At 70.3% G+C, this 19,834-nt stretch carries 13 protein-coding genes; 9 read left to right on the forward strand and 4 right to left on the reverse strand.

Annotation, left to right across the window (positions count from 1 at the left end):
* Positions 1 to 22 precede the first annotated feature (22 nt).
* Genes ACFV7R_RS19310 through ACFV7R_RS19330 form a run of 5 tightly spaced genes read left to right on the forward strand, consistent with a single transcriptional unit; the run spans position 23 to position 5,600 of the window.
* Positions 23 to 1,267, forward strand: a complete 1,245-nt coding sequence (locus ACFV7R_RS19310) for a spermidine/putrescine ABC transporter substrate-binding protein (RefSeq protein WP_385264710.1) — start codon at positions 23 to 25, stop codon at positions 1,265 to 1,267.
* A gap of 5 nt (positions 1,268 to 1,272) precedes the next feature.
* Positions 1,273 to 2,427, forward strand: a complete 1,155-nt coding sequence (locus tag ACFV7R_RS19315; RefSeq protein ID WP_206306999.1) for an ABC transporter ATP-binding protein — start codon at positions 1,273 to 1,275, stop codon at positions 2,425 to 2,427.
* Positions 2,427 to 3,350, forward strand: a complete 924-nt coding sequence (locus ACFV7R_RS19320; protein WP_385264713.1) for an ABC transporter permease — start codon at positions 2,427 to 2,429, stop codon at positions 3,348 to 3,350. The genes ACFV7R_RS19315 and ACFV7R_RS19320 overlap by 1 nt, the downstream gene beginning before the upstream one ends.
* Complete coding sequence (locus ACFV7R_RS19325) at positions 3,351 to 4,151, forward strand: ABC transporter permease (protein WP_385264716.1); 801 nt, start codon at positions 3,351 to 3,353, stop codon at positions 4,149 to 4,151.
* Positions 4,152 to 4,172: 21 nt separating this feature from the next.
* Positions 4,173 to 5,600, forward strand: coding sequence for an NAD(P)/FAD-dependent oxidoreductase (locus tag ACFV7R_RS19330; protein ID WP_385264718.1), 1,428 nt, complete (start codon positions 4,173 to 4,175; stop codon positions 5,598 to 5,600).
* A 19-nt stretch (positions 5,601 to 5,619) separates the two neighbouring features.
* Here ACFV7R_RS19330 and ACFV7R_RS19335 read toward each other — a convergent pair whose 3' ends face one another.
* Positions 5,620 to 6,252 (reverse strand): phosphatase PAP2 family protein, encoded by a 633-nt coding sequence (locus ACFV7R_RS19335; RefSeq protein ID WP_385264721.1) that lies wholly within the window; start codon positions 6,250 to 6,252, stop codon positions 5,620 to 5,622.
* A 507-nt stretch (positions 6,253 to 6,759) separates the two neighbouring features.
* Positions 6,760 to 8,094 (reverse strand): 4-aminobutyrate--2-oxoglutarate transaminase, encoded by a 1,335-nt coding sequence (gene gabT, locus ACFV7R_RS19340; RefSeq protein ID WP_385264723.1) that lies wholly within the window; start codon positions 8,092 to 8,094, stop codon positions 6,760 to 6,762.
* Between the two features lie 285 nt (positions 8,095 to 8,379).
* Here gabT and ACFV7R_RS19345 point away from each other — a divergent pair, with 285 nt between their 5' ends.
* The 3 genes from ACFV7R_RS19345 (at position 8,380) to ACFV7R_RS19355 (ending at position 13,800) form a co-directional block, all read left to right on the forward strand.
* On the forward strand, positions 8,380 to 10,497 hold the full coding sequence (locus tag ACFV7R_RS19345; RefSeq protein ID WP_385264725.1) for an ATP-binding protein: 2,118 nt from the start codon (positions 8,380 to 8,382) through the stop codon (positions 10,495 to 10,497).
* A 128-nt stretch (positions 10,498 to 10,625) separates the two neighbouring features.
* Positions 10,626 to 12,209 carry a PucR family transcriptional regulator gene (locus ACFV7R_RS19350; protein ID WP_385264728.1) on the forward strand — a complete coding sequence of 528 codons (1,584 nt, stop codon included), beginning with the start codon at positions 10,626 to 10,628 and terminating at the stop codon, positions 12,207 to 12,209.
* A gap of 145 nt (positions 12,210 to 12,354) precedes the next feature.
* Positions 12,355 to 13,800 (forward strand): aldehyde dehydrogenase family protein, encoded by a 1,446-nt coding sequence (locus tag ACFV7R_RS19355; RefSeq protein ID WP_385264730.1) that lies wholly within the window; start codon positions 12,355 to 12,357, stop codon positions 13,798 to 13,800.
* An 82-nt stretch (positions 13,801 to 13,882) separates the two neighbouring features.
* Here the strand turns inward: ACFV7R_RS19355 and ACFV7R_RS19360 are convergent, their stop codons facing one another.
* Positions 13,883 to 14,620 (reverse strand): hypothetical protein, encoded by a 738-nt coding sequence (locus ACFV7R_RS19360; protein WP_385264732.1) that lies wholly within the window; start codon positions 14,618 to 14,620, stop codon positions 13,883 to 13,885.
* A gap of 306 nt (positions 14,621 to 14,926) precedes the next feature.
* Positions 14,927 to 17,746, reverse strand: a complete 2,820-nt coding sequence (locus tag ACFV7R_RS19365; RefSeq protein WP_385264735.1) for a glycoside hydrolase family 3 C-terminal domain-containing protein — start codon at positions 17,744 to 17,746, stop codon at positions 14,927 to 14,929.
* Positions 17,747 to 18,118: 372 nt separating this feature from the next.
* Between ACFV7R_RS19365 and ACFV7R_RS19370 the strand changes: the two genes are divergently transcribed.
* On the forward strand, positions 18,119 to 19,813 hold the full coding sequence (locus tag ACFV7R_RS19370) for an extracellular solute-binding protein (protein WP_385264737.1): 1,695 nt from the start codon (positions 18,119 to 18,121) through the stop codon (positions 19,811 to 19,813).
* The last annotated feature ends 21 nt before the right edge of the window (positions 19,814 to 19,834 follow it).

Raw genomic sequence — 19,834 nt, forward strand, 5'->3', positions numbered from 1 at the left:
CTCCCGAAAGGGCACCACGCGCATGGAGCAGTACGAGCCCGACCGCCTGTCCGCGGCCCAAGCGGCCGCCATACGGCGCAGCCTGCGCAGCGGCAGGGCCTCCCTCACCCGCCGTTCCCTGCTGCGCGCCTCCGCCGGCGGCGCGCTCGCGGTCGGCGGCCTCGGGGCGCTGAGCGCCTGCGGCATCCCCCCGGCGGCGAAGACGTCGGGCGTGTCGTCCGAGGACCACTCGGCGAAGGAGAAGACCGTCAACTTCTCCAACTGGACCGAGTACATGGACGTCGACGAGAGCGAGAAGCGCCACCCGACGCTCGACGAGTTCAAGCGGCGTACCGGTATCACGGTCAAGTACACCGAGGACATCAACGACAACGTCGAGTTCTTCGGCAAGATAAAGCCGCAGCTCGCGGCCGGCCAGGACACCGGCCGCGACCTGATCTGCGTGACCGACTGGCTCGCCGCGCGCCTCATCCGCTTCGGGTGGGTCCAGAAACTGGACCCGTCCAACCTGCCGCACGCGTTCGCCAACCTGTCCCAGCAGTTCCGCAGCCCCGACTGGGACCCGGGACGGGCGTACTCGTACCCCTGGACCGGCATCTCCACGGTCATCGCCTACAACAAGAAGGCGCTGGACGGCGTCGAGGTGAAGTCGGTCTCCGACCTGCTCGACAATCCCAAGCTCAAGGGCCGCGTCGGCTTCCTGTCCGAGATGCGCGACAGCGTCGGGATGACGCTGCTCGACATGGGCAAGGACCCGGGCAAGTTCACCGACGACGACTTCGACGCGGCGATCGCCCGCCTCCAGAAGGCCGTCGACAAGGGTCAGATCCGCCGCTTCACCGGCAACGACTACACCTCGGACCTCACCAAGGGCGACTTCGCGGCCTGTCTCGCCTGGGCCGGTGACGTCGTCCAGCTCAAGGCCGACAGCCCGGACGTCGACTTCCTCATCCCGGACAGCGGATACATGACGTCGACGGACAACCTGCTGGTGCCCAACAAGGCCCGGCACAAGACCAACGCCGAACGTCTCATCGACTACTACTTCGAGCCCAAGCCGGCCGCGCAGCTCGCCGCGTACATCAACTACGTGTGCCCGGTCGACGGGGTGAAGGCGGAACTCGCCAAGATCGACGAGGACGCGGCGAACAACCCGCTGATCCTCCCCGACAAGGAGATGGCCGCCAAGTCTCGCGCCTTCCGCTCCCTCAGCTCGAAGGAAGAGACGGCCTACGAAGAGAAGTTCGCGAAGCTCACAGGGGCGTGACGACGATGACGACGACCAACAGCAGCGGCGACGTCCGCCTCTCCGGAATCAGCAAGACCTACGGCTCCTTCACCGCCGTACACCCACTGGACCTGACCGTGCCGCAGGGCTCCTTCTTCGCCCTGCTCGGCGCGTCCGGCTGCGGCAAGACCACCACCCTGCGCATGATCGCGGGCCTGGAGGAGCCGACGTCGGGCACCGTCTCGCTCGGCGACCAGGACGTGACCCGTCTGCCGCCGTACAAGCGGCCGGTGAACACGGTCTTCCAGTCCTACGCCCTCTTCCCGCACCTCGACATCTTCGAGAACGTCGCCTTCGGCCTGCGCCGGCGCGGCATCAAGTCGGTGAAGAAGCAGGTCGAGGAGATGCTCGACCTGGTCCAGCTGGGCGAGCAGGCCCGCAAGAAGCCGCACCAGCTCTCCGGCGGCCAGCAGCAGCGCGTGGCCGTAGCCCGGGCGCTGATCAACCATCCCGAGGTGCTGCTCCTCGACGAGCCCCTCGGCGCCCTCGACCTGAAGCTGCGCCGCCAGATGCAGCTGGAGCTCAAGCGCATCCAGACCGAGGTCGGCATCACCTTCGTCCATGTCACGCACGACCAGGAGGAGGCCATGACGATGGCCGACACGGTCGCCGTGATGAACGCGGGCCGCGTCGAGCAACTCGGCGCCCCCGCCGACCTGTACGAGAACCCGCGGACGACGTTCGTCGCCAACTTCCTCGGCACCTCCAACCTGATCGAGGCCGAGGTCGACACCAGGAGCGGTGCGGAGATCGTCCTCAAGGCGGGCGGCGGCAAGCTCACCCTGCCGTCGGAGCGCTGCTCGGCGCCCACCACGACCGGCGGCAAGGTGCTGGTCGGCGTACGCCCCGAGAAGATCTCCCTCACGCACGCCGACGACGCCGGCGAGATCCCGGACGGCCGCAACCGCGTCACCGGCAGGATCGCCGACGCCAGCTTCACAGGCGTCTCCACGCAGTACGTCATCGACAGCCCCGCCGGCGCCGAACTCGCCGTCTACGTCCAGAACGTCGACCGCGACACACGCCTCGCCCCCGGCGCCGAGGTCGTCCTGCACTGGAGCCCGGCGCACACCTTCGGCCTGGACGCGTCCCAGGACATCGAGGCGGGCGTCGAGAAGGTCGAGGAGGAGACCTCCTGATGGCCGCTGTCACCGAAGCGCCGCCTCTGGCGCCCGTTCCGGCGAAGAAGCCGCCACGCAAGAGGGGCCGCTGGACGCCGTACCTGCTCCTGCTGCCCGGCATCCTCTGGCTGCTGGTCTTCTTCGCGCTGCCGATGGTCTACCAGGCCTCCACGTCCGTGCAGACGGGCTCCCTGGAGGAGGGCTACGAGGTCACCTGGCACTTCGCCACCTACTGGAACGCGCTGTCCGAGTACTGGCCGCAGTTCCTGCGCTCGGTCCTCTACGCCGGCACCGCCACGATCCTGTGTCTGCTGCTGGGCTATCCGCTGGCGTACCTGATCGCGTTCCGCGCGGGCCGCTGGCGGAACCTGATCATGATCCTGGTGATCGCGCCGTTCTTCACCAGCTTCCTGATCCGTACGCTCGCCTGGAAGACGATCCTCGCCGACGGCGGCCCCGTCGTCGGCGCCCTGAACTCCCTGCACGTCCTGGACGTCACCAGCTGGCTCGGTATCACCGCAGGCGACCGGGTGCTGGCCACCCCGCTGGCGGTGGTGTGCGGTCTGACGTACAACTTCCTGCCGTTCATGATCCTGCCGCTCTACACCTCCCTGGAGCGCATCGACGGCCGGCTGCACGAGGCCGCGGGCGATCTGTACGCGCGCCCCTTCACGACCTTCCGCAAGGTCACCTTCCCGCTGTCGATGCCGGGCGTCGTCTCCGGCACCCTGCTGACGTTCATTCCGGCCACCGGTGACTACGTGAATGCCGATCTGCTCGGCTCCACCGACACCCGCATGATCGGAAACGTCATCCAGTCGCAGTTCCTGCGGATTCTGGACTATCCGACGGCGGCGGCCCTCTCCTTCATCCTGATGTTCGCGATCCTCATCATGGTCACGCTCTACATCCGCAAGTCGGGGACGGAGGACCTGGTTTAAATGGCCTTCGTCAACTGGCTCAAGCGCCATCTCGTCGTCATCGTGGGACTGTTCACGCTCGGATATCTCCTGCTTCCGAACGTCGTCGTCACGGTGTTCTCCTTCAACAACCCGAAGGGCCGTTTCAACTACGAGTGGCAGGAGTTCTCCACGGACGCCTGGACCGATCCGTGCGGGGTCGCCGACCTGTGCGGCTCGCTGTCGCTCAGCCTCCAGATCGCGCTCTGGGCGACACTGGGGGCGACCCTCCTGGGCGCGATGATCGCCTTCGCACTGGTGCGGTACCGCTTCCGCGCGCGCGGGGCCGTCAACTCGCTGATCTTCCTGCCCATGGCGATGCCCGAGGTCGTCATGGCGGCCTCGCTGCTCACCCTCTTCCTCAACATGGGTGTTCAGTTGGGATTCTGGACGATCCTGATCGCCCACATCATGTTCTGCCTCAGCTTCGTCGTGACGGCCGTCAAGGCACGGGTGATGTCGATGGACCCGAGGCTGGAGGAGGCCGCCCGGGATCTGTACGCCGGCCCCCTTCAGACCTTCCTCCGGATCACCCTGCCGATCGCGGCACCCGGAATCGCCGCGGGCGCACTGCTCGCCTTCGCGCTCTCCTTCGACGATTTCATCATCACCAATTTCAACGCGGGCTCGACCGTCACCTTCCCCATGTTCGTATGGGGCTCCGCGCAGCGCGGAACGCCCGTTCAGATCAATGTCATCGGTACGGCCATGTTCCTCATCGCCGTACTGCTCGTACTGGCCTCCATGGTCATCAGCAGCCGGCGCGCCAGGCAAAAGGCATAAACCCTGTAGGGAGTTGAAATCATGGCCCCAAGCGCCATGAGCCCCAGAAACAACTGGACGAAGTCCCTTTCCGAAGCCCAGCCGGTCGCGTACTGGCTGGACGACCCCGGCAGGCCCCACCCCGAGCCCGCGCTCACCGGCGCCGAGACCTGCGACCTGCTGGTCGTCGGCGGTGGATACAGCGGACTGTGGACCGCTCTGGGCGCCAAGGAGCGCGACCCGCAGCGGGACGTGATCCTGCTGGAAGGCCGTGAGGTGGGCTGGGCCGCCTCCGGCCGCAACGGCGGCTTCTGCGCCGCCTCCCTCACCCACGGCCTGCCCAACGGCCTCACCCGCTGGCCCGACGAGATCCACAAGCTTCAGCAGCTGGGCGCCCGCAACCTCGACGAGATCGAGGCGGCGGTCGCCCGGCACGGAATCGACTGCGACTTCGAGCGCACCGGCGAGATCGACGTGGCGACCGAGACGTACCAGGCGTGGGAACTGCGCGACTGGTACGAGGAGATGGAGCGCAGGGGCCTCGCCGAGGACGTGGAGTTCCTGGACGCCGAAGCGGTGCGGGAACAAGTCGACTCACCGACCTTCCAGGCCGGCCTGTGGGACCGCCGCGGCGTGGCCATGCTCCACCCCGCCAAGCTCGCCTGGGGCCTGAAGCGGGCCTGCCGTGACCTCGGCGTACGCATCTACGAGCACACTCCCGCCCTCACCCTGAAGCCGTACGGCGCCGGCATGGCCGTACGCACCCCCTACGGCGAGGTCCGCGCCCGCAGGGTCGCTCTCGGCACGAACATCTTCCCCAGCCTGGTCAGACGGCTGCGGTCGTACACCGTCCCCGTCTACGACTACGCGCTGATGACCGAGCCGCTCACCGCCGGACACCTCGCGTCGATCGGCTGGAAGAACCGGCAGGGCCTCGGCGATTCGGCGAACCAGTTCCACTACTTCCGCCTCTCCGCCGACAACCGCATCCTCTGGGGCGGCTACGACGCCATCTACCCGTACGGCGGCCGGGTGCGCGCCGAGTACGACGACCGCCCGGAGACGTACGCCAAGCTCGCCGGACACTTCTTCACCTGCTTCCCGCAGCTGGAGGGCGTCCGCTTCACCCACGCCTGGGGCGGCGCGATCGACACCTGCTCGCGCTTCTCGGCGTTCTTCGGCACCGCGCACGGCGGGAAGGTCGCGTACGCGGCGGGCTACACGGGCCTCGGTGTGGGCGCCACCCGCTTCGGTGCCGATGTGATGCTGGACCTGCTGGCGGGGGAGCGCACGGAGCGCACCGAGCTGGAAATGGTGCGCAGGAAGCCCCTCCCCTTCCCGCCGGAGCCCTTCGCATGGACCGGTATCGCCCTCACCAAGTGGTCGCTGGCGAGGGCGGACGCCCACGGCGGCCGGCGCAACCTGTGGCTGCGGGCGATGGACCGGCTGGGCCTGGGCTTCGACAGCTGACCTGTGCTCCGGTTCGCCCTCAACCAGGAGTTCCAGCGGACGTTCGACGGCTGCTTCGGCCGACGAACATCACGAACCCGCCGATCAGCAGCGCACCGAGGCACCAACTGGCCACGACGTCCAGTGGCCAGTGGTAGCCGCGCCGGACCAGCCCGTAGCCGACGCCGAGATTGACGGCGAGGCAGCAGAGCACGAGCGCACGTCTGACGTACGTGCCGTGCAGCCGGGGGAGGAGGAGCAGGGCCGCACAGCCGTACGCGACGACTGCGGTCGCGGTGTGACCGGAGGGGTAGTAGCCGGTGCCGGGCGGGACGACCAGGGTGCCCGGGCGGTCGGTCAGCTCCTTGAGCGGGACGACGAACGCCGGGACGAGCGCCATGAGGACGGCGGCTGCGACGCCCGGCAACCACCAGCGCTCCGTCCCCGCCCCCCGCGCCCGCCAGGCGGCGTACACCCCGGCGATCGCGAGAACGGGCACGGCCACCTGCACATTGCCCAGATCGGCGAGGAGTTCGGAGCACCGGTCGGGCTGGACGAGCACCCGACTGAGCCGCTCGTCCAGTCCCACCAACGGCCCGTCGGCGACGACCTGCCAGGTGATCAGCGCGAAGAGCACGACGGGCAGGGCGAGCAGCAGAAGAACAGAGAGCACGGGGAACAGCTTCGCAGGGGGGCCGATCGGATTCAGGAACCGCCGCCCGCCCAGTAGGAGGCGCCGGCTGTCCAGACCACTGGCGTCAGCCGCTCCCCACCCCGGACACGCCGAAGGGCCGGCGCAAAGGGGGGGTGTGCGCCGGCCCTTCAGGGGCGTACCGCTCCCAGGCGGCCGTCCGGACCGGAACGTCGCGCGCCCCGGGGGGTCTGGGGCGGGCGACTGTCCGATCGGTGAGGAGATCCGGAGCCTTCAGGCACCGGTTGTGTGCGCGAGGGCACGACCAGGTCGAAGCTGGGGATGCCCCGGCCTGATGTCACCCACAGTCCCCTGTGGGCGGGGTGTATCTCTCATCTGGGTAGAACCTACGACAGGGGGTGCTGGTGCGACAGACGGAATCCCGTCCCGCCATCCACCTCGCACACGTTCTTCACACGCTCTGCCGTGGGGCCTGTCTTCCGGATCGTCCCTGGACCCCGGCGCCGGAATCGCGCCGGGGCGGAGGGCTCAGATGCGGGCGAAGGCCTGCTCGATGATGTCGAGGCCCTCGTTCAGCAGGTCCTCGCCGATCACCAGCGGCGGCAGGAAGCGCAGCACGTTGCCGTAGGTGCCACAGGTCAGGACCAGCAGTCCCTCGGCGTGGCAGGCCTTGGCGAGCGCGGCGGTGGCCTCCGGGTTGGGCTCCTTGGTCGTACGGTCCTTGACCAGCTCGATGGCGATCATCGCGCCGCGGCCGCGGACGTCGCCGATGATGTCGAACTTCTCGGCCATGGCGGTGAGGCGGGCCTTCATGACGGCCTCGATGTTCTTCGCCCTGGCGTTGAGGTCGAGCTCCTTCATCGTCTCGATCGAGCCGAGTGCGCCGGCGCAGGCGACCGGGTTGCCGCCGTACGTACCACCCAGGCCGCCCGCGTGCGCGGCGTCCATGATCTCGGCGCGACCGGTGACGGCGGCCAGCGGCAGACCGCCCGCGATGCCCTTGGCGGTGGTGATCAGGTCCGGGACGATGCCCTCGTCCTCACAGGCGAACCACTGACCGGTGCGGCAGAACCCGGACTGGATCTCGTCGGCGACGAAGACGATGCCGTTGTCGGCGGCGAACTGGCGGATCGCGGGGAGGAAGCCCTTGGCCGGCTCGATGAAGCCGCCCTCGCCGAGCACCGGCTCGATGATGATCGCGGCGATGTTGTCCGCGCCGACCTGCTTGGACATCTGGTCGATGGCCTGTGCGGCGGCCTCCGGGCCGGCGTTCTCCGGGCCGGTCGGCCAGCGGTAGCCGTACGCCACCGGCACCCGGTAGACCTCGGGCGCGAACGGGCCGAAGCCGTGCTTGTACGGCATGTTCTTCGCGGTCAGCGCCATGGTGAGGTTCGTACGGCCGTGGTAGCCGTGGTCGAAGACGACGACGGCCTGGCGCTTGGTGTAGGCGCGCGCGATCTTGACGGCGTTCTCGACGGCCTCGGCGCCGCTGTTGAACAGCGCGGACTTCTTGGCGTGGTCACCGGGCGTCAGCTCGGCGAGGGCCTCGGCGACCTCGACGTACCCCTCGTACGGCGTGACCATGAAACAGGTGTGGGTGAAGTCGGCCAGCTGCGCGCTCGCCCGGCGTACGACGGCCTCGGCGGACGCGCCCACGGAGGTCACGGCGATGCCGGAACCGAAGTCGATCAGCCGGTTGCCGTCGACGTCCTCGATGATGCCGCCGCCCGCGCGCGCGGTGAACACCGGCAGCACGGAGCCCACACCCTGGGCGACCGCGGCGGTGCGGCGGGCCTGCAGTTCCTGCGACTTCGGGCCGGGGATGGCGGTGACGACGCGGCGCTCCTGCGGGATTGCGGTCATGAGGGCTCCCTGATGATCTTGCGTACCGGGCATTCCGGGTGAACCAGAAATTCCGGGTGGGGATTTTCGGACGCTTGCCTTCTTTCTTCGCAGGCTAGAGCCGCGGATCGGACCTGGGCATGCTCCATGTGGGCGTTGTCGCCGGAACGGGTTGTCCGTGGTGGACATGGCGCGGCGCGAACACATCACCGCAGGCCCGGCCGTGTAAGCGGTGAACTCCCCTTGGGAGGGCGTTAGATTGACTCGCTGATGGTGGACGGAGCGGCTGGTCAGGGGGCAGGAGCGATGGACAGCGACGGGACGCGGGACACACGGGGTACGCATGCGAACCCGGTGCCCCGGCCGGCGATGCCGCCGGATCCGCCAGCGGTACCGCCGCGGCCGGCACGCGCGCCGGCGCAGCCGGACGGGTCGGCCTTCCTCACATGGTTGCGCACCGCGCGGCCGGAGGCGGCGCCCGGAGTGTGGCGGTTCGGGCATCAACCCCGGCCGGAGGAGGAACCTGAGCAGATTCCGGCTCGACAGCTGTTGAGCGGGGCGTTGATCGCGTTTCTGGTCGGCTGGCTCATCTGGTCGCTGCTGTGGAACGGCTACCTCGGCGGCTGGTGGCTGCTGCCCCTTTACGCGATGATCCCCGACTCCTGGGCCGAGCCGCACAGCTTCGGCGCCGTCGTGGCCGTCTACGCGTACTACGTGATCATCGCGCTGATCATCATGACCGGCGTGGGCCGGCTCGGCCGGTGGAGCGAGATCTGGCGGCGCTACGGCCCGCCCGCCTGGCGCCGCACCCCCGACCTGGCGAGTCAGCGGCCGCCCACCCCCGAACAGGACCCCGCCGAGTGGCCCGCCCTGCGCGCCGCCGGTGCCGTCGACGCCGCCGACCGGCTCGCCGCCGACGCCCGCACGGGGCTGATGCGGGACGTCGACCACGCCCGGATCGCCCGCGCCTGGCAGGGCGTACGCAGTGGCCGGCACAGTCTCGCCACCTTCACCGGCGCGGTCCTCAAGGACGGCGCCGCCGCCTGCCTGCACCCCTCCGGCGAACGCGACCTGCCGACCCGGCTCGCCCGCCACGACCTGCTCACCGGCCAGGTCCGGCTGGGTACGACCGCCGACGACGCGCGCAACCCGTACGCCTACCGCGGCACCGGCCTCGCCCTCGGCCCCGACCTGCTCGGCACCTCACTTCTCGCCGTCGGCCCGGCCGGCTCCGGCAAGACCGGCACCGTCGTGCGCCCGCTCGCCGAGTCGCTGTGCCTGCAGGCGCTCGCCGGCCGGGCCGCCGTCGTCGTGGTCGGCGCGGCGGGCGCGGGGCTCGGTCCGGCCGAGGCGTACGACGTCGTCGTACGGATCGGGAACCCGGAGTCCGTGTACGACCTCGACCTGTACGGCGGCACCACCGACCCCGACGAGGCCGCGGCCGTGCTGGCCGAGGCGCTGGTCGGGGACCTCGCCGACCCGCACCCGGGCAGCGACAGCCGCCGCTCCACGACGGTCCTGGCACAGCTCCTCGGACCGTTCCGCGCGGTCCACGACCGCTTCCCCTCCGTACCCGAGCTGCGGCAGCTGCTCGACGGCGCGCCCGGACCGCTCGCCGCACTGCGTACCGCCCTCCAGGACGCCGGGCAGGAGTCGCTGCTGCGGGAACTCGACGCGCGGGAGCGGCAGATGGGCCACCCCGGCGATGTGGGCGGGGTGCTGGCCGACCGGGTGGCGCTGCTCGACCGGCCCGCCTTCGCGGGTTTCTTCGACACGTCCGGACAGTCGCGGCCGTTCTCGCTGAAGGCCCTCGACCACCCCGTGCGGGTGCGCATCGACCTGCCCGAACGGGGCCATGCGGACGCCTCGCGGATGCTGGCGCGGCTGGTGCTGGCGCAGTTCACGGCGAGCGTGCCCGCACGGGAGGACCGGTCGCTGTTCGCCTGCCTGATCCTGGACGACGCGACGGGTGTGGTCACGCCGGAGGCCGTACGGGGCATCCAGCGGCTGCGGTCGGCGGGCGCGGGCGCCGTACTGACCCTGCGCACCCTCGACGACGTACCGCGCCCGCTGCGCGGCCCCCTGCTCGGCGCCACCGGATGCCGGGTGGCGCTGTCCGGCCTCACTCCCTGGGACGGGCAGGACTTCGCCGAGGTGTGGGGCAAGGAGTGGACGGAGACGCGGGACGTCACCGACCGGCAGATCATCGCCGAGACGCCTGCGGGCAAGGCCGTGCACATGCTGCGCCGGGTCATCACCGGGAAGGCGCCGACCGCGCGGGCGGTCACCGTCCGCCAGGTCGAGCGGGAGCGGTGGTCGGCGTCCGAGCTCGCGCACGGGGTGCCGCCGGGGCATGCGGTGCTGTCGCTGACGAACGTGAAGGGGGAGCACGCGCCGCCGCTGCTGGTGGATCTGCGCGACTGAGGTTTTTCACGGGCAGCGGGACCGTACGGTGAGGCAGAATCGACACAGGTCGTTCATACGTGGCGGCCAAAAGATCACAATGATCATCCGATCTCCTGACCACAACCGCAGACCGACCTGAAGGCCCCATGCCCCCGACGCTCGCCTCCCTCGTCCACCACTCCGCGCTCAAACTCACCGTGCGGGCGGGCGAGGACCGCCTCGACGTGCCCGTCCGCTGGGCGCACTCCAGCGAGCTCGCCGACCCCGTCCCCTACATGGAGGGCGGGGAACTGCTGCTGATCACCGCGCTGAAGCTGGACGCGGAGGACCCGGAGACGATGCGCCGCTATGTGAAGCGGCTGGTCGGAGCGGGAGTCGTGGGGCTGGGCTTCGCCGTCGGGGTCAACTACGAGGAGACGCCCAAGGCCCTCGTCGACGCGGCGCAGGAGGAGGGGCTGCCGCTCCTCGAAGTCCCCCGCCGCACCCCCTTCCTCGCCATCACCAAGGCGGTGTCGGCCGCCATCGCCGCCGACCAGTACCGCTCGGTCACCGCGGGGTTCGCAGCCCAGCGGGAGCTCACCCGTCAGGCGCTCACCGACGGTCCGGAGGGGCTGCTCGCCGGGCTCGCCGCCCAGGTCGACGGGTGGGCGGCGCTGTTCGACGCCTCGGGTGCCGTCGTCGCCGCCGCGCCGGAGTGGGCCGCCCGCCGGGCCGCCCGCCTCGCCGCCGACGTGGAACGACTGCGCGAGCGCCCCGCGCCGGCGAGTGCCGTGGTCGGCGGACCCGAGCACGAGGACCGCGTCGAGCTGCACACCATCGGCACCGGCCGCCGCCCCCGCGCCGCCCTCGCCGTCGGCACGGCCGCCGCCCTCGGCACCGCCGAGCGCTACGCCCTCCACTCGGCCATCGCCCTGCTCACCCTGACCACCGAGCGCTCCCGTTCCCTGCAGGCCGCCGAGCAGCGGATCGGCGCGGCCGTGCTGCGCATGCTGCTCGCCGGGCAGCCGGACCACGCCCGTGGCGTCGCCGGTGACCTGTACGGCGGCCTCCTCGACGCCCCGTTCCGGATCGTCGTCGCCGAGTGCCCGTCCGGGCAGGCGGGCCTCGCCGGGATCGCCGAGGCCGTGGAGGCGGCCGCGGCCCGGTCGGGGGAGGCGGTGCTGGTCGTTCCCGAAACCGAGAGGGAGCGGCTGGTGGTGCTGGCCGCGGACGAGGGCGCGGCGGTCGCGGCCTGCGGGGAGTACGCGACGGGGCGGGAAGCGGCGCGGGCGGGGCAGGAACAGGCGGCGATGGAGGAGGACGACCTGGTCGTCGGCCTGTCGGCGCCGGCCGGACCGATCGCCGCGGCGGCCGCGTACAAGCAGGCCGAGCAGGCCCTGTCGGTGGCCCGCCGCCGGGGCCGGGTCCTCGTCGAGCACGAGCAGCTCGCGGCGGGCTCGGTCCTGCCGCTGCTCGCCGACGACGCGGTGCGCGCCTTCGCCGACGGTCTGCTCCGTGCCCTGCACGAGCACGACGCCACCGGCCGCGGCGATCTGGTCGCCTCCCTGCGGGCCTGGCTCTCCCGGCACGGCCAGTGGGACGCGGCCGCCGCCGACCTGGGCGTCCACCGGCACACCCTGCGCTACCGGATGCGGCGCGTGGAGGAGATCCTCGGCCGGTCCCTGGACGATCCGGACGTACGGATGGAGCTGTGGCTGGCACTGAAGGCGACGTCACCCGAATCCTCGTAGCCCCGGATCGGCCAAACCGGCGTACCCACCTCCACCACTGCTACGAATCGGACAAGCACCCCCGCGCCCGTGCCGCCCTACCGTGGACGACGACATACACGAGCACCACCAACCACCATCAACGCGGAAGGGCACGGGCCACATCATGACCTCCACCCACGCCTTCTGGCTCGCCGGCCGTCAGGCCACCGGCGAGGACAGCTTCGACGTCACCTCCCCGTGGGACGGCCGCATCGTCGGCAAGGTCAGCGTGCCGACCGCGGACCAGGTCGAGGAGGCCGTGGCCGCCGCGTACGCCGTACGGGACGCCTTCGCCGCCACCCCCGCCCACGTCCGCGCCGCCGCCCTCGACCATGTCAGCAAGCGACTGGTCGAGCGCACCGAGGAGATCGCCCGGCTGATCTCCGCCGAGAACGGCAAGCCGATGAAGTGGGCCCGCGGCGAGGTCGGCCGCGCCGTGTCGGTCTTCCGGTTCGCGGCCGAGGAGGCCCGCCGCTTCAACGGCGGCGAGGCGCAGCGCCTCGACACCGACGCCGGCGGCCAGGGCCGGCTCGCCCTCACCCGGCGCTTCCCGAAGGGTGTCGTGCTCGGCATCGCGCCGTTCAACTTCCCGCTCAACCTGTGCGCCCACAAGGTCGCCCCGGCCATCGCCGCCGGCGCGCCGATCATCCTGAAGCCGGCGCCCGCCACTCCGCTCTCCGGCCTGATCATCGGCGAGCTGCTCGCCGAGACCGACCTCCCGGCCGGCTCCTGGAGCATCCTGCCGGTTCCCAACGAGGCCATGCCCGCCCTGGTCCAGGACGAGCGCCTCCCGGTCATCTCCTTCACCGGTTCCGAGAAGGTCGGCTACGCGATCATGGACTCGGTGCCGCGCAAGCACTGCACCCTGGAGCTGGGCGGCAACGGTGCGGCCGTCGTCCTCGCCGACTACGCCTCCGACGAGGACCTCGACTGGGCGGCGAACCGCATCGCCACGTTCTCCAACTACCAGGGCGGCCAGTCCTGCATCTCGGTGCAGCGCGTGATCGCCGACGCGTCCGTCCACGACCGTCTGCTGCCGCGCATCGTCGCCGCGGTCGAGGCCCTGGTCACCGGCGACCCCTCCGACGACACGACGGACGTCGGCCCGCTGGTCAGCGAGGACGCCGCGAAGCGCGTGGAGTCCTGGGTCGACGAGGCGGTCCAGGCCGGCGCGAAGCTGCTCACCGGCGGCAAGCGCGACGGCGCCTCCTACGCGCCGACCGTCCTCACCGACGTACCGGCCGACGTCACGATCGCCTGCGAGGAGGTCTTCGGCCCCGTCCTCACCGTGCTGAAGGTGAACGGCGAGACCGAGGCGTTCGCCGCCGCCAACGACTCCAAGTACGGCCTCCAGGCAGGCGTGTTCACCCACGACCTCCAGGCCGCCTTCCGCGCCCACCGCGCCCTCGAGGTCGGCGGCGTGATCATCGGCGACGTCCCCTCCTACCGCGCCGACCAGATGCCGTACGGCGGCGCCAAGCAGTCCGGCGTGGGCCGCGAGGGCGTGAAGTTCGCGATGGACGACTACACGTACGAGCGGGTGCTGGTCCTCACCGGTCTGGCACTCTGACGACATCCACAGTCCGACGGCCGGAGCCTGCTGTGCGGGGGCTCCGGCCGTTGTCGCGGGCGGGCGCCCTGGTCGTCCCTTGTCAACCGGGGTGGCCCGGACGGGGGCGCATCAACCGCAGATCCTCGCCCCAGGCGTCCAGCGTGGACCCATGGCCGGCGTCCCGGGCCACCGCCTCAACCTGTGCGAAGAGCCGTCGCTGCACGTCCACGTCACCCGTGCCCGCGATCTGTCCGATCGTGGCCAGCAACACGCCCGTGTTCCATTCCGGCAGAGGGAACCTTTCCAGTTCCCACTCCAGGTACTTGTTGTAGGGGCGCGGACGACGATCGAGGGCGAACAGCAGCTCCAGCAGGAAGCCGATGCTGTCGGCCGCATCGAGACGTGCGGCGAGCAGGTGGCCGTCGCGGGCGTTCTTGACCGACCGATAGAGGGAGTTGGCATAGGCATCCAGCCAGCCGGCTGCCGCTCGCGACGCCTCACCGACGTCGAGTCGTCCCTGGGCGGCGATGATCTTTGAGATCTCACCGTCAAGCCTGTCGAACAGGACGCGGGCCCGAGCGAGGGCGTACCGCTCCCAGCCGCCGAGCCGACGGAAGCCGTCCACCGTCATGACCATGAGGTCCAGCTCGGCGGAACGATGACCGTCGAGACCGGTGAGGTCGGTGTTCGCGTCGTCGGCGAGGATGACGTAGACATCGTGATCGGAGTGCTTGGTGGCCATGCCGTCGTGGGCATGGGAGCCCTTGAGGACAAGCCCGACGACGTCCGGGTCGGCGACGGCTCGGGCGACGAACGTCTCATAGGTCAGCGGGTGCACGGGGTGATCTCCGGTCGGTTCGACGGGTGGGCATGCCTTGCCGCCTCGCCGTCATGCCGACAGCAGGAGGGCCGTTCCGTCTGCGGCAGCCACTGCGCCGCCGCCCTGAAGATCAACGCACGTCCGGCACCATACCCAGCCGTGGCAGTTACCGGCAGCCTCTTTTCTCCGGACCCCTCTGGCTAATGGGAACCATTTTCATGTACGGTGAGGCCCTGGCGACGCGAGCTCGCCGTCCCCGAAGGGGCCCGGCACCGATGCCTTCCGGTGCCGGGCCCCTTCCCTTCGTCGGCCTGGTCCGGACCCTCAACCGGAGAAGCCGACGTGCGCGAGCCGTAGCGGGCCGCGCAGTCTGAGGTGGACGTCGTGTACGCCCTCGGCGACGATGCCGGCGTCCACGGTGGTGTAGTCGTACGGGCCCGAGGGGGGCGTCTGCAAAGTCGCCAGGGTCGGTCCGCCGTCCAGGGACAGCTCGATCGTGCCCTCGCCCGCCACCTGCGCGGAGAGCTCCGTGACTCCGGTGCCGAAGTCGCAGGCGCGGTAGATCAGTTCGCCGGTTCCGCCTGCCACCGGCGTCACCGCATCGCCGGATGTCTTCGTCCGGTCGACGATCTCGGTGCCGCTCTGCTCGTCGAAGTCGGCCGCGTCCAGGCCGAGTTCGGTGACGGGGCGCGGTGCGGCGGGCTCGCCGGTGAGCGTCACGGTCGTGCGCAGGCGGATGTCCTCGCTGGAGGCGCCGACCAGGATGTCGTACGGGCCGGGCTCCAGGCGCCACCGGCCGTGGGTGACGTCCCAGAACTCGAAGGCGGTCAGCGGCAGTTCGAAGGTCAGGTGCGTCGTCGCACCGGGGGCCAGGGTGATCCGCCGGTGCTCGAGCAGTTCGCGGCGAGGCCGGACCACCGTCGGATCGGCGGCGCGCGCGTACAGCTGGGCGACCTCGTCGGCGGTCACGTCGCCGGTGTTGGTGACGGTGAACGAGATGTGGGCGGTGTCGCCCTCGACGTGGGCCTGTACGTCCGCGTACGAGAAGGACGCGTAGGAGAGGCCGTGACCGAAGGGGAACAGCGGTGTCCCCTCGAAGTACAGGTAGGTCTGCCGGCCGCCGATCACGTCGTAGTCGAGGAGGTCGGGCAGGTCGGCGTCGTCGGCGTACCAGGTCTGCGGCAGGCGTCCGGCGGGGGAGACGTCGCCGGCCAGGACGCGGGCGAGGGCGGTGCCGGCGGCCTGGCCGCCGTGCGCGGTCCACAGCACCGCAGGGAGGGGGCCCGGGTCGATCGCGTACGGGTAGGCGGAGACGAGGGTCAGGACCGTGCGCGGGTTGGCCGTGCGGGCGGCGCGCAGCAGGCGTTCCTGGTGGGCGGGCAGCCGTAGCGTCCTGCGGTCCTCCGTCTCACGGCCGTTGAGGTGCGGGTCGTTGCCCGCGACGACCACGACCACGTCCGCCGCCGCGGCGACCCGCGCCACCGCGTCCTCGCCGCGCTCGACGACGACCAGTTCGAAGATCTCCGGGTTCTCCTCGGCAACCTTCACGCCGTCGGCGGCGACAGAGACGGGGTGGCCCGTGCCCAGGTGCCTGAGGAGGTGACCGTTCTCGTGGGGTTCCAGGCGGAATGTCTCCTGGACGATCCAGCCGCCGGGCTGGTCGGCGGAGGCGCGCAGGTAGCCGTCGTCCGCGACGGAGAGGTAGCGGCCGTCCGGTGCGCGCAGGGTGAGGATGTCCTCGCCCCAGTCGACGAGGGCGAACTCCGTGCCGGTGGCGTCGGTGGTCAGCGGCGGAAGGTCGGTGCGGCCGGCGAGCAGCGCCGGGTCGAGGGCGCCCTCGGCGCCGCGGACCTGGTCGTCGCTCTCCTCGGCGGGCGGCACATGGAGGAAGGTGCCGTCGCCCGTCCTGAGCAGCACCCGGTCCACGCCCTCCGCGAACTGCACACGCTCGGCGCCGAACCGCTCGTACAGGCCCTCCAGAGGTGTGGACCGGTGCAGGAGGGTGCCGCTGTACCAGTCGAGCTTGCACTCGTCGGCGAGCAGACCGACGACCGCGATGCGGGTGTCGGGGGCGAGCGGAAGCAGACCGTCGTTCCGGAGCAGGACGATCGCCTGCTCGGCGGCCTCCTGGGCGAGCGCGCGGTGCTCCGGGGTGTCGAAGGCGCCGGTTTCGTCGTATCCGTCGAACTCGCCGAGCCGGAAACGGACCGAGAGCTGGCGGCGGACGGCGGAATCGATGTCGGCCTCGGTCAACAGTCCCTGAGCCAGGGCGTCTTGGACGCGCGCGACGATCTTCGTGCTGTCCGTGCCGTGGTCGGTGAAGCTGTCCACGCCGGCGAGCAGCGCGGCAGCGGTCGCCTCCTCGTGCGTGTCGAAGTAGTGCTCGAAGTCGACCAGGTTGGAGGGGGCGCCCGCGTCCGAGCAGACCAGCAGGTCCTCGTCGGTCCAGGTGCGCAGGTGCTCGCGCAGATACGGCGAGACGTGGTTCGGGCGGCCGTTGACCAGGTTGTACGCCGGCATCACCCCGGCCACCGCGCCCGCCTCGACGGTCTCGCGGAAGGCCCGCAGGTCGTACTCGTGCAGCACGCGCGGGCGGACGGACGACGACGAAGTGGCCCGGTCCGTCTCGTTGTTGTGCGCGAGCCAGTGCTTGAGGACGGGCGCGGTGCGCCAGTACGTGGGGTGGTCACCGCGCAGACCGCGGGTGTAGGCGGTGGCGATCGCCGAGGTCAGCTTGGGGTCCTCGGAGTAGCCTTCCTCGTTACGGCCCCACAGCGGGTGGCGCAGCAGATTCACCGTCGGCGACCAGACGTTGAGACCGACCCGCTCGTCCCGGGCACGCATCGCGCGCACCTCCCTGGACACCGCGTCGCCGACCCGGCGTACGAGGTCCGGATTCCAGGTCGCGCCCAGGCCCACCGCCTGCGGGAACACCGTCGCCGGGCCCATCCAGGCAACTCCGTGCAGCGCCTCCTGCCCGGTGCGGAAGGCCGCGATGCCGAGCCGCTCGACGGCGGGCGCGAACTGGTGCAGGAAGGAGACCTTTTCGTCGAGGGTGAGCCGCGACAGCAGATCGTCGATGCGCTTCGCGAACGGCAGATGCGGATCGCGGAAAGGCGGCGTAGGCGGCGTTTGTGCGGTCACGTGGGGTTCCCCTTGCGATGGAGCGGCGAGACGCTTTCGAAGCGCTTCGATGCTCATTCGGTGCACGGGTGGGTGTCAAGACACCTCGGGGCAACAACTCCGGCTCCCCGTCGACATTGCATGGCGCATATGAGGCCGGTTCGATACCCCAAACCTCGGAGGAATGTTGGGAGCGGACCCTTGTGCACCCCCGGGTGTTCACTTAACCTCGCAGCAACATCGAAGCGCTTCGACGACGAGGGCCCTGCCGCCGGGAGGTGCGCATTCCTCGGCATTCGTCGGAGCACCGCTTCAGCTCAGCCAGTTCCACTCGAGACACCGCAGCCGACGGCCACCGCCGGGTGTCCTGGTGCGCCACGAAGGGTTGACGCAATGACGCCGAACGCCGCTTCCGCCTCCTCCGCCCCGAGCCGGAGAAACTTCCTCGCCTCCACGGCGGTCGCCGCCGTCGCGGTGGGCGGGGGAATGCCGCTGCTGGCCGCCTGTGGCGGTTCGGGCGGCGGGTCGCGTGAGGGAACCACGTCGGGCAAGGACGCCAAGAAGCTGCTGCCGGCGTACGTGGCCAGCAACGTGGTGGCGCCGGACATCCCGTCGAAGAACGGTTCCGCAGCCGGCTTCATCAGCAAGGTGGACCTCGCGGAGCTGAAGACCTCGGTGCCGAAGAAGCTCGGCAAGGGCGGCAAGGTCACCATCATGTCGCCGTTCTGGGGCTCCCCGCCGAAGGGCGACAACGCCTACTACCGGGCCATGAACGACCTGATCGGCGTCGACGTCCAGTGGCAGAACCAGGACGGCAACACCTACGACCAGAAGCTCGGCGCGGTCCTCGCTTCCAGCGACGTGCCGGACGTTGTGGTCGTCCCCGGCTGGAACATGGGCGGGAAGATACCCAGCGCCATCATCAGCAAGTTCGCCGACCTCGGTCCCCACCTCTCCGGGGACAAGGTCAAGGAGTACCCGAACCTCGCGGCGATCCCGACGGACGCCTGGCAGCGGTGCATCTTCGGCGGCGCGCTGCGCGGCCTGCCCATGCCCTCGTCGTACGTCGCCAACATCGTGCCCTTCTACCGCAAGGACATCTTCGACAAGGAGGGGCACGAGATCCCGCGGTCGGCGGACGAGTTCATGGCCCTGGCCAAGGACATCACCAACGCCAAGGCCAAGCGGTGGGCCTGCAACGACATGAAGTGGACCGCCTTCAACGTCTTCGGTGTGATGTCCGGGAGCGAGAAGGCGCTCGGCTGGAACGTCGTCGACGGCAAGCTGATCTACCGCGCGGAAACCGAGGAGTACCTCGAAGCGCTGGAGTGGACCCGCAAGCTCTTCGCCGCCGGGGTCGTCCACCCCGACGGCCGGCTCGGCAAGAGCCAGGCCGTCGATCCCAGCACCAAGTTTGCGGCCGGCGAGTTCCTGATCTACAACAACGACATCTCCAGCTGGTGGGGTCAGCAGGCCGTCCAGGCCGCGCAGAACCCGGAATTCCAGATCTGGGGCATGGACATCTTCGGCCACGACGGCGGCAACCCCACCCTGTGGGCCACGAACCCGGCGAACATCTTCGCCTTCATCAGCAAGAACGCCTCCGAGGCCGTCATCCGCGACGCACTGGCCGTCGCCAACGCGACCGCGGCCCCGTACGGCACGAAGGAGTACATGCTCACCAACTACGGGGTCGAGGGCACCCATTACACGGTGAAGGACGGCGTGCCCGCCAAGAACGACAAGGGCAACATCGAGGTCGTCAACGCCTACGTCATGGTCGCCAGCCCCGCTCCGACCATCGCGCGCCCGGACTTCCCGGACATCGGCAGGGGCGCCGTCGAGTGGCAGCAGCGGATGGGCGCCTTCACCAAGAAAACCGCCTTCTACGGCATGCAGGTCACCGAGCCCGCCCGTTACACCAACCTCTCCAACGACTTCGAGCAGCTGGAGGACGACATCGTCCGCGGCCGCAAGAAGATCAGCGACATGCAGCAGGCCGTCTCCGACTGGAAGAGCAAGGGCGGCGACAAGCTGCGCGACTGGTACCAGAAGCTGCTCGACGAGAACGGCTCCGCGGCCAACTGACCGGGTACCCAGGCAAGGAGA

Origin of the sequence: Streptomyces sp. NPDC059866, from assembly GCF_042731325.1 — a bacterium.
GTDB lineage: Bacteria > Actinomycetota > Actinomycetes > Streptomycetales > Streptomycetaceae > Streptomyces > Streptomyces flavusporus.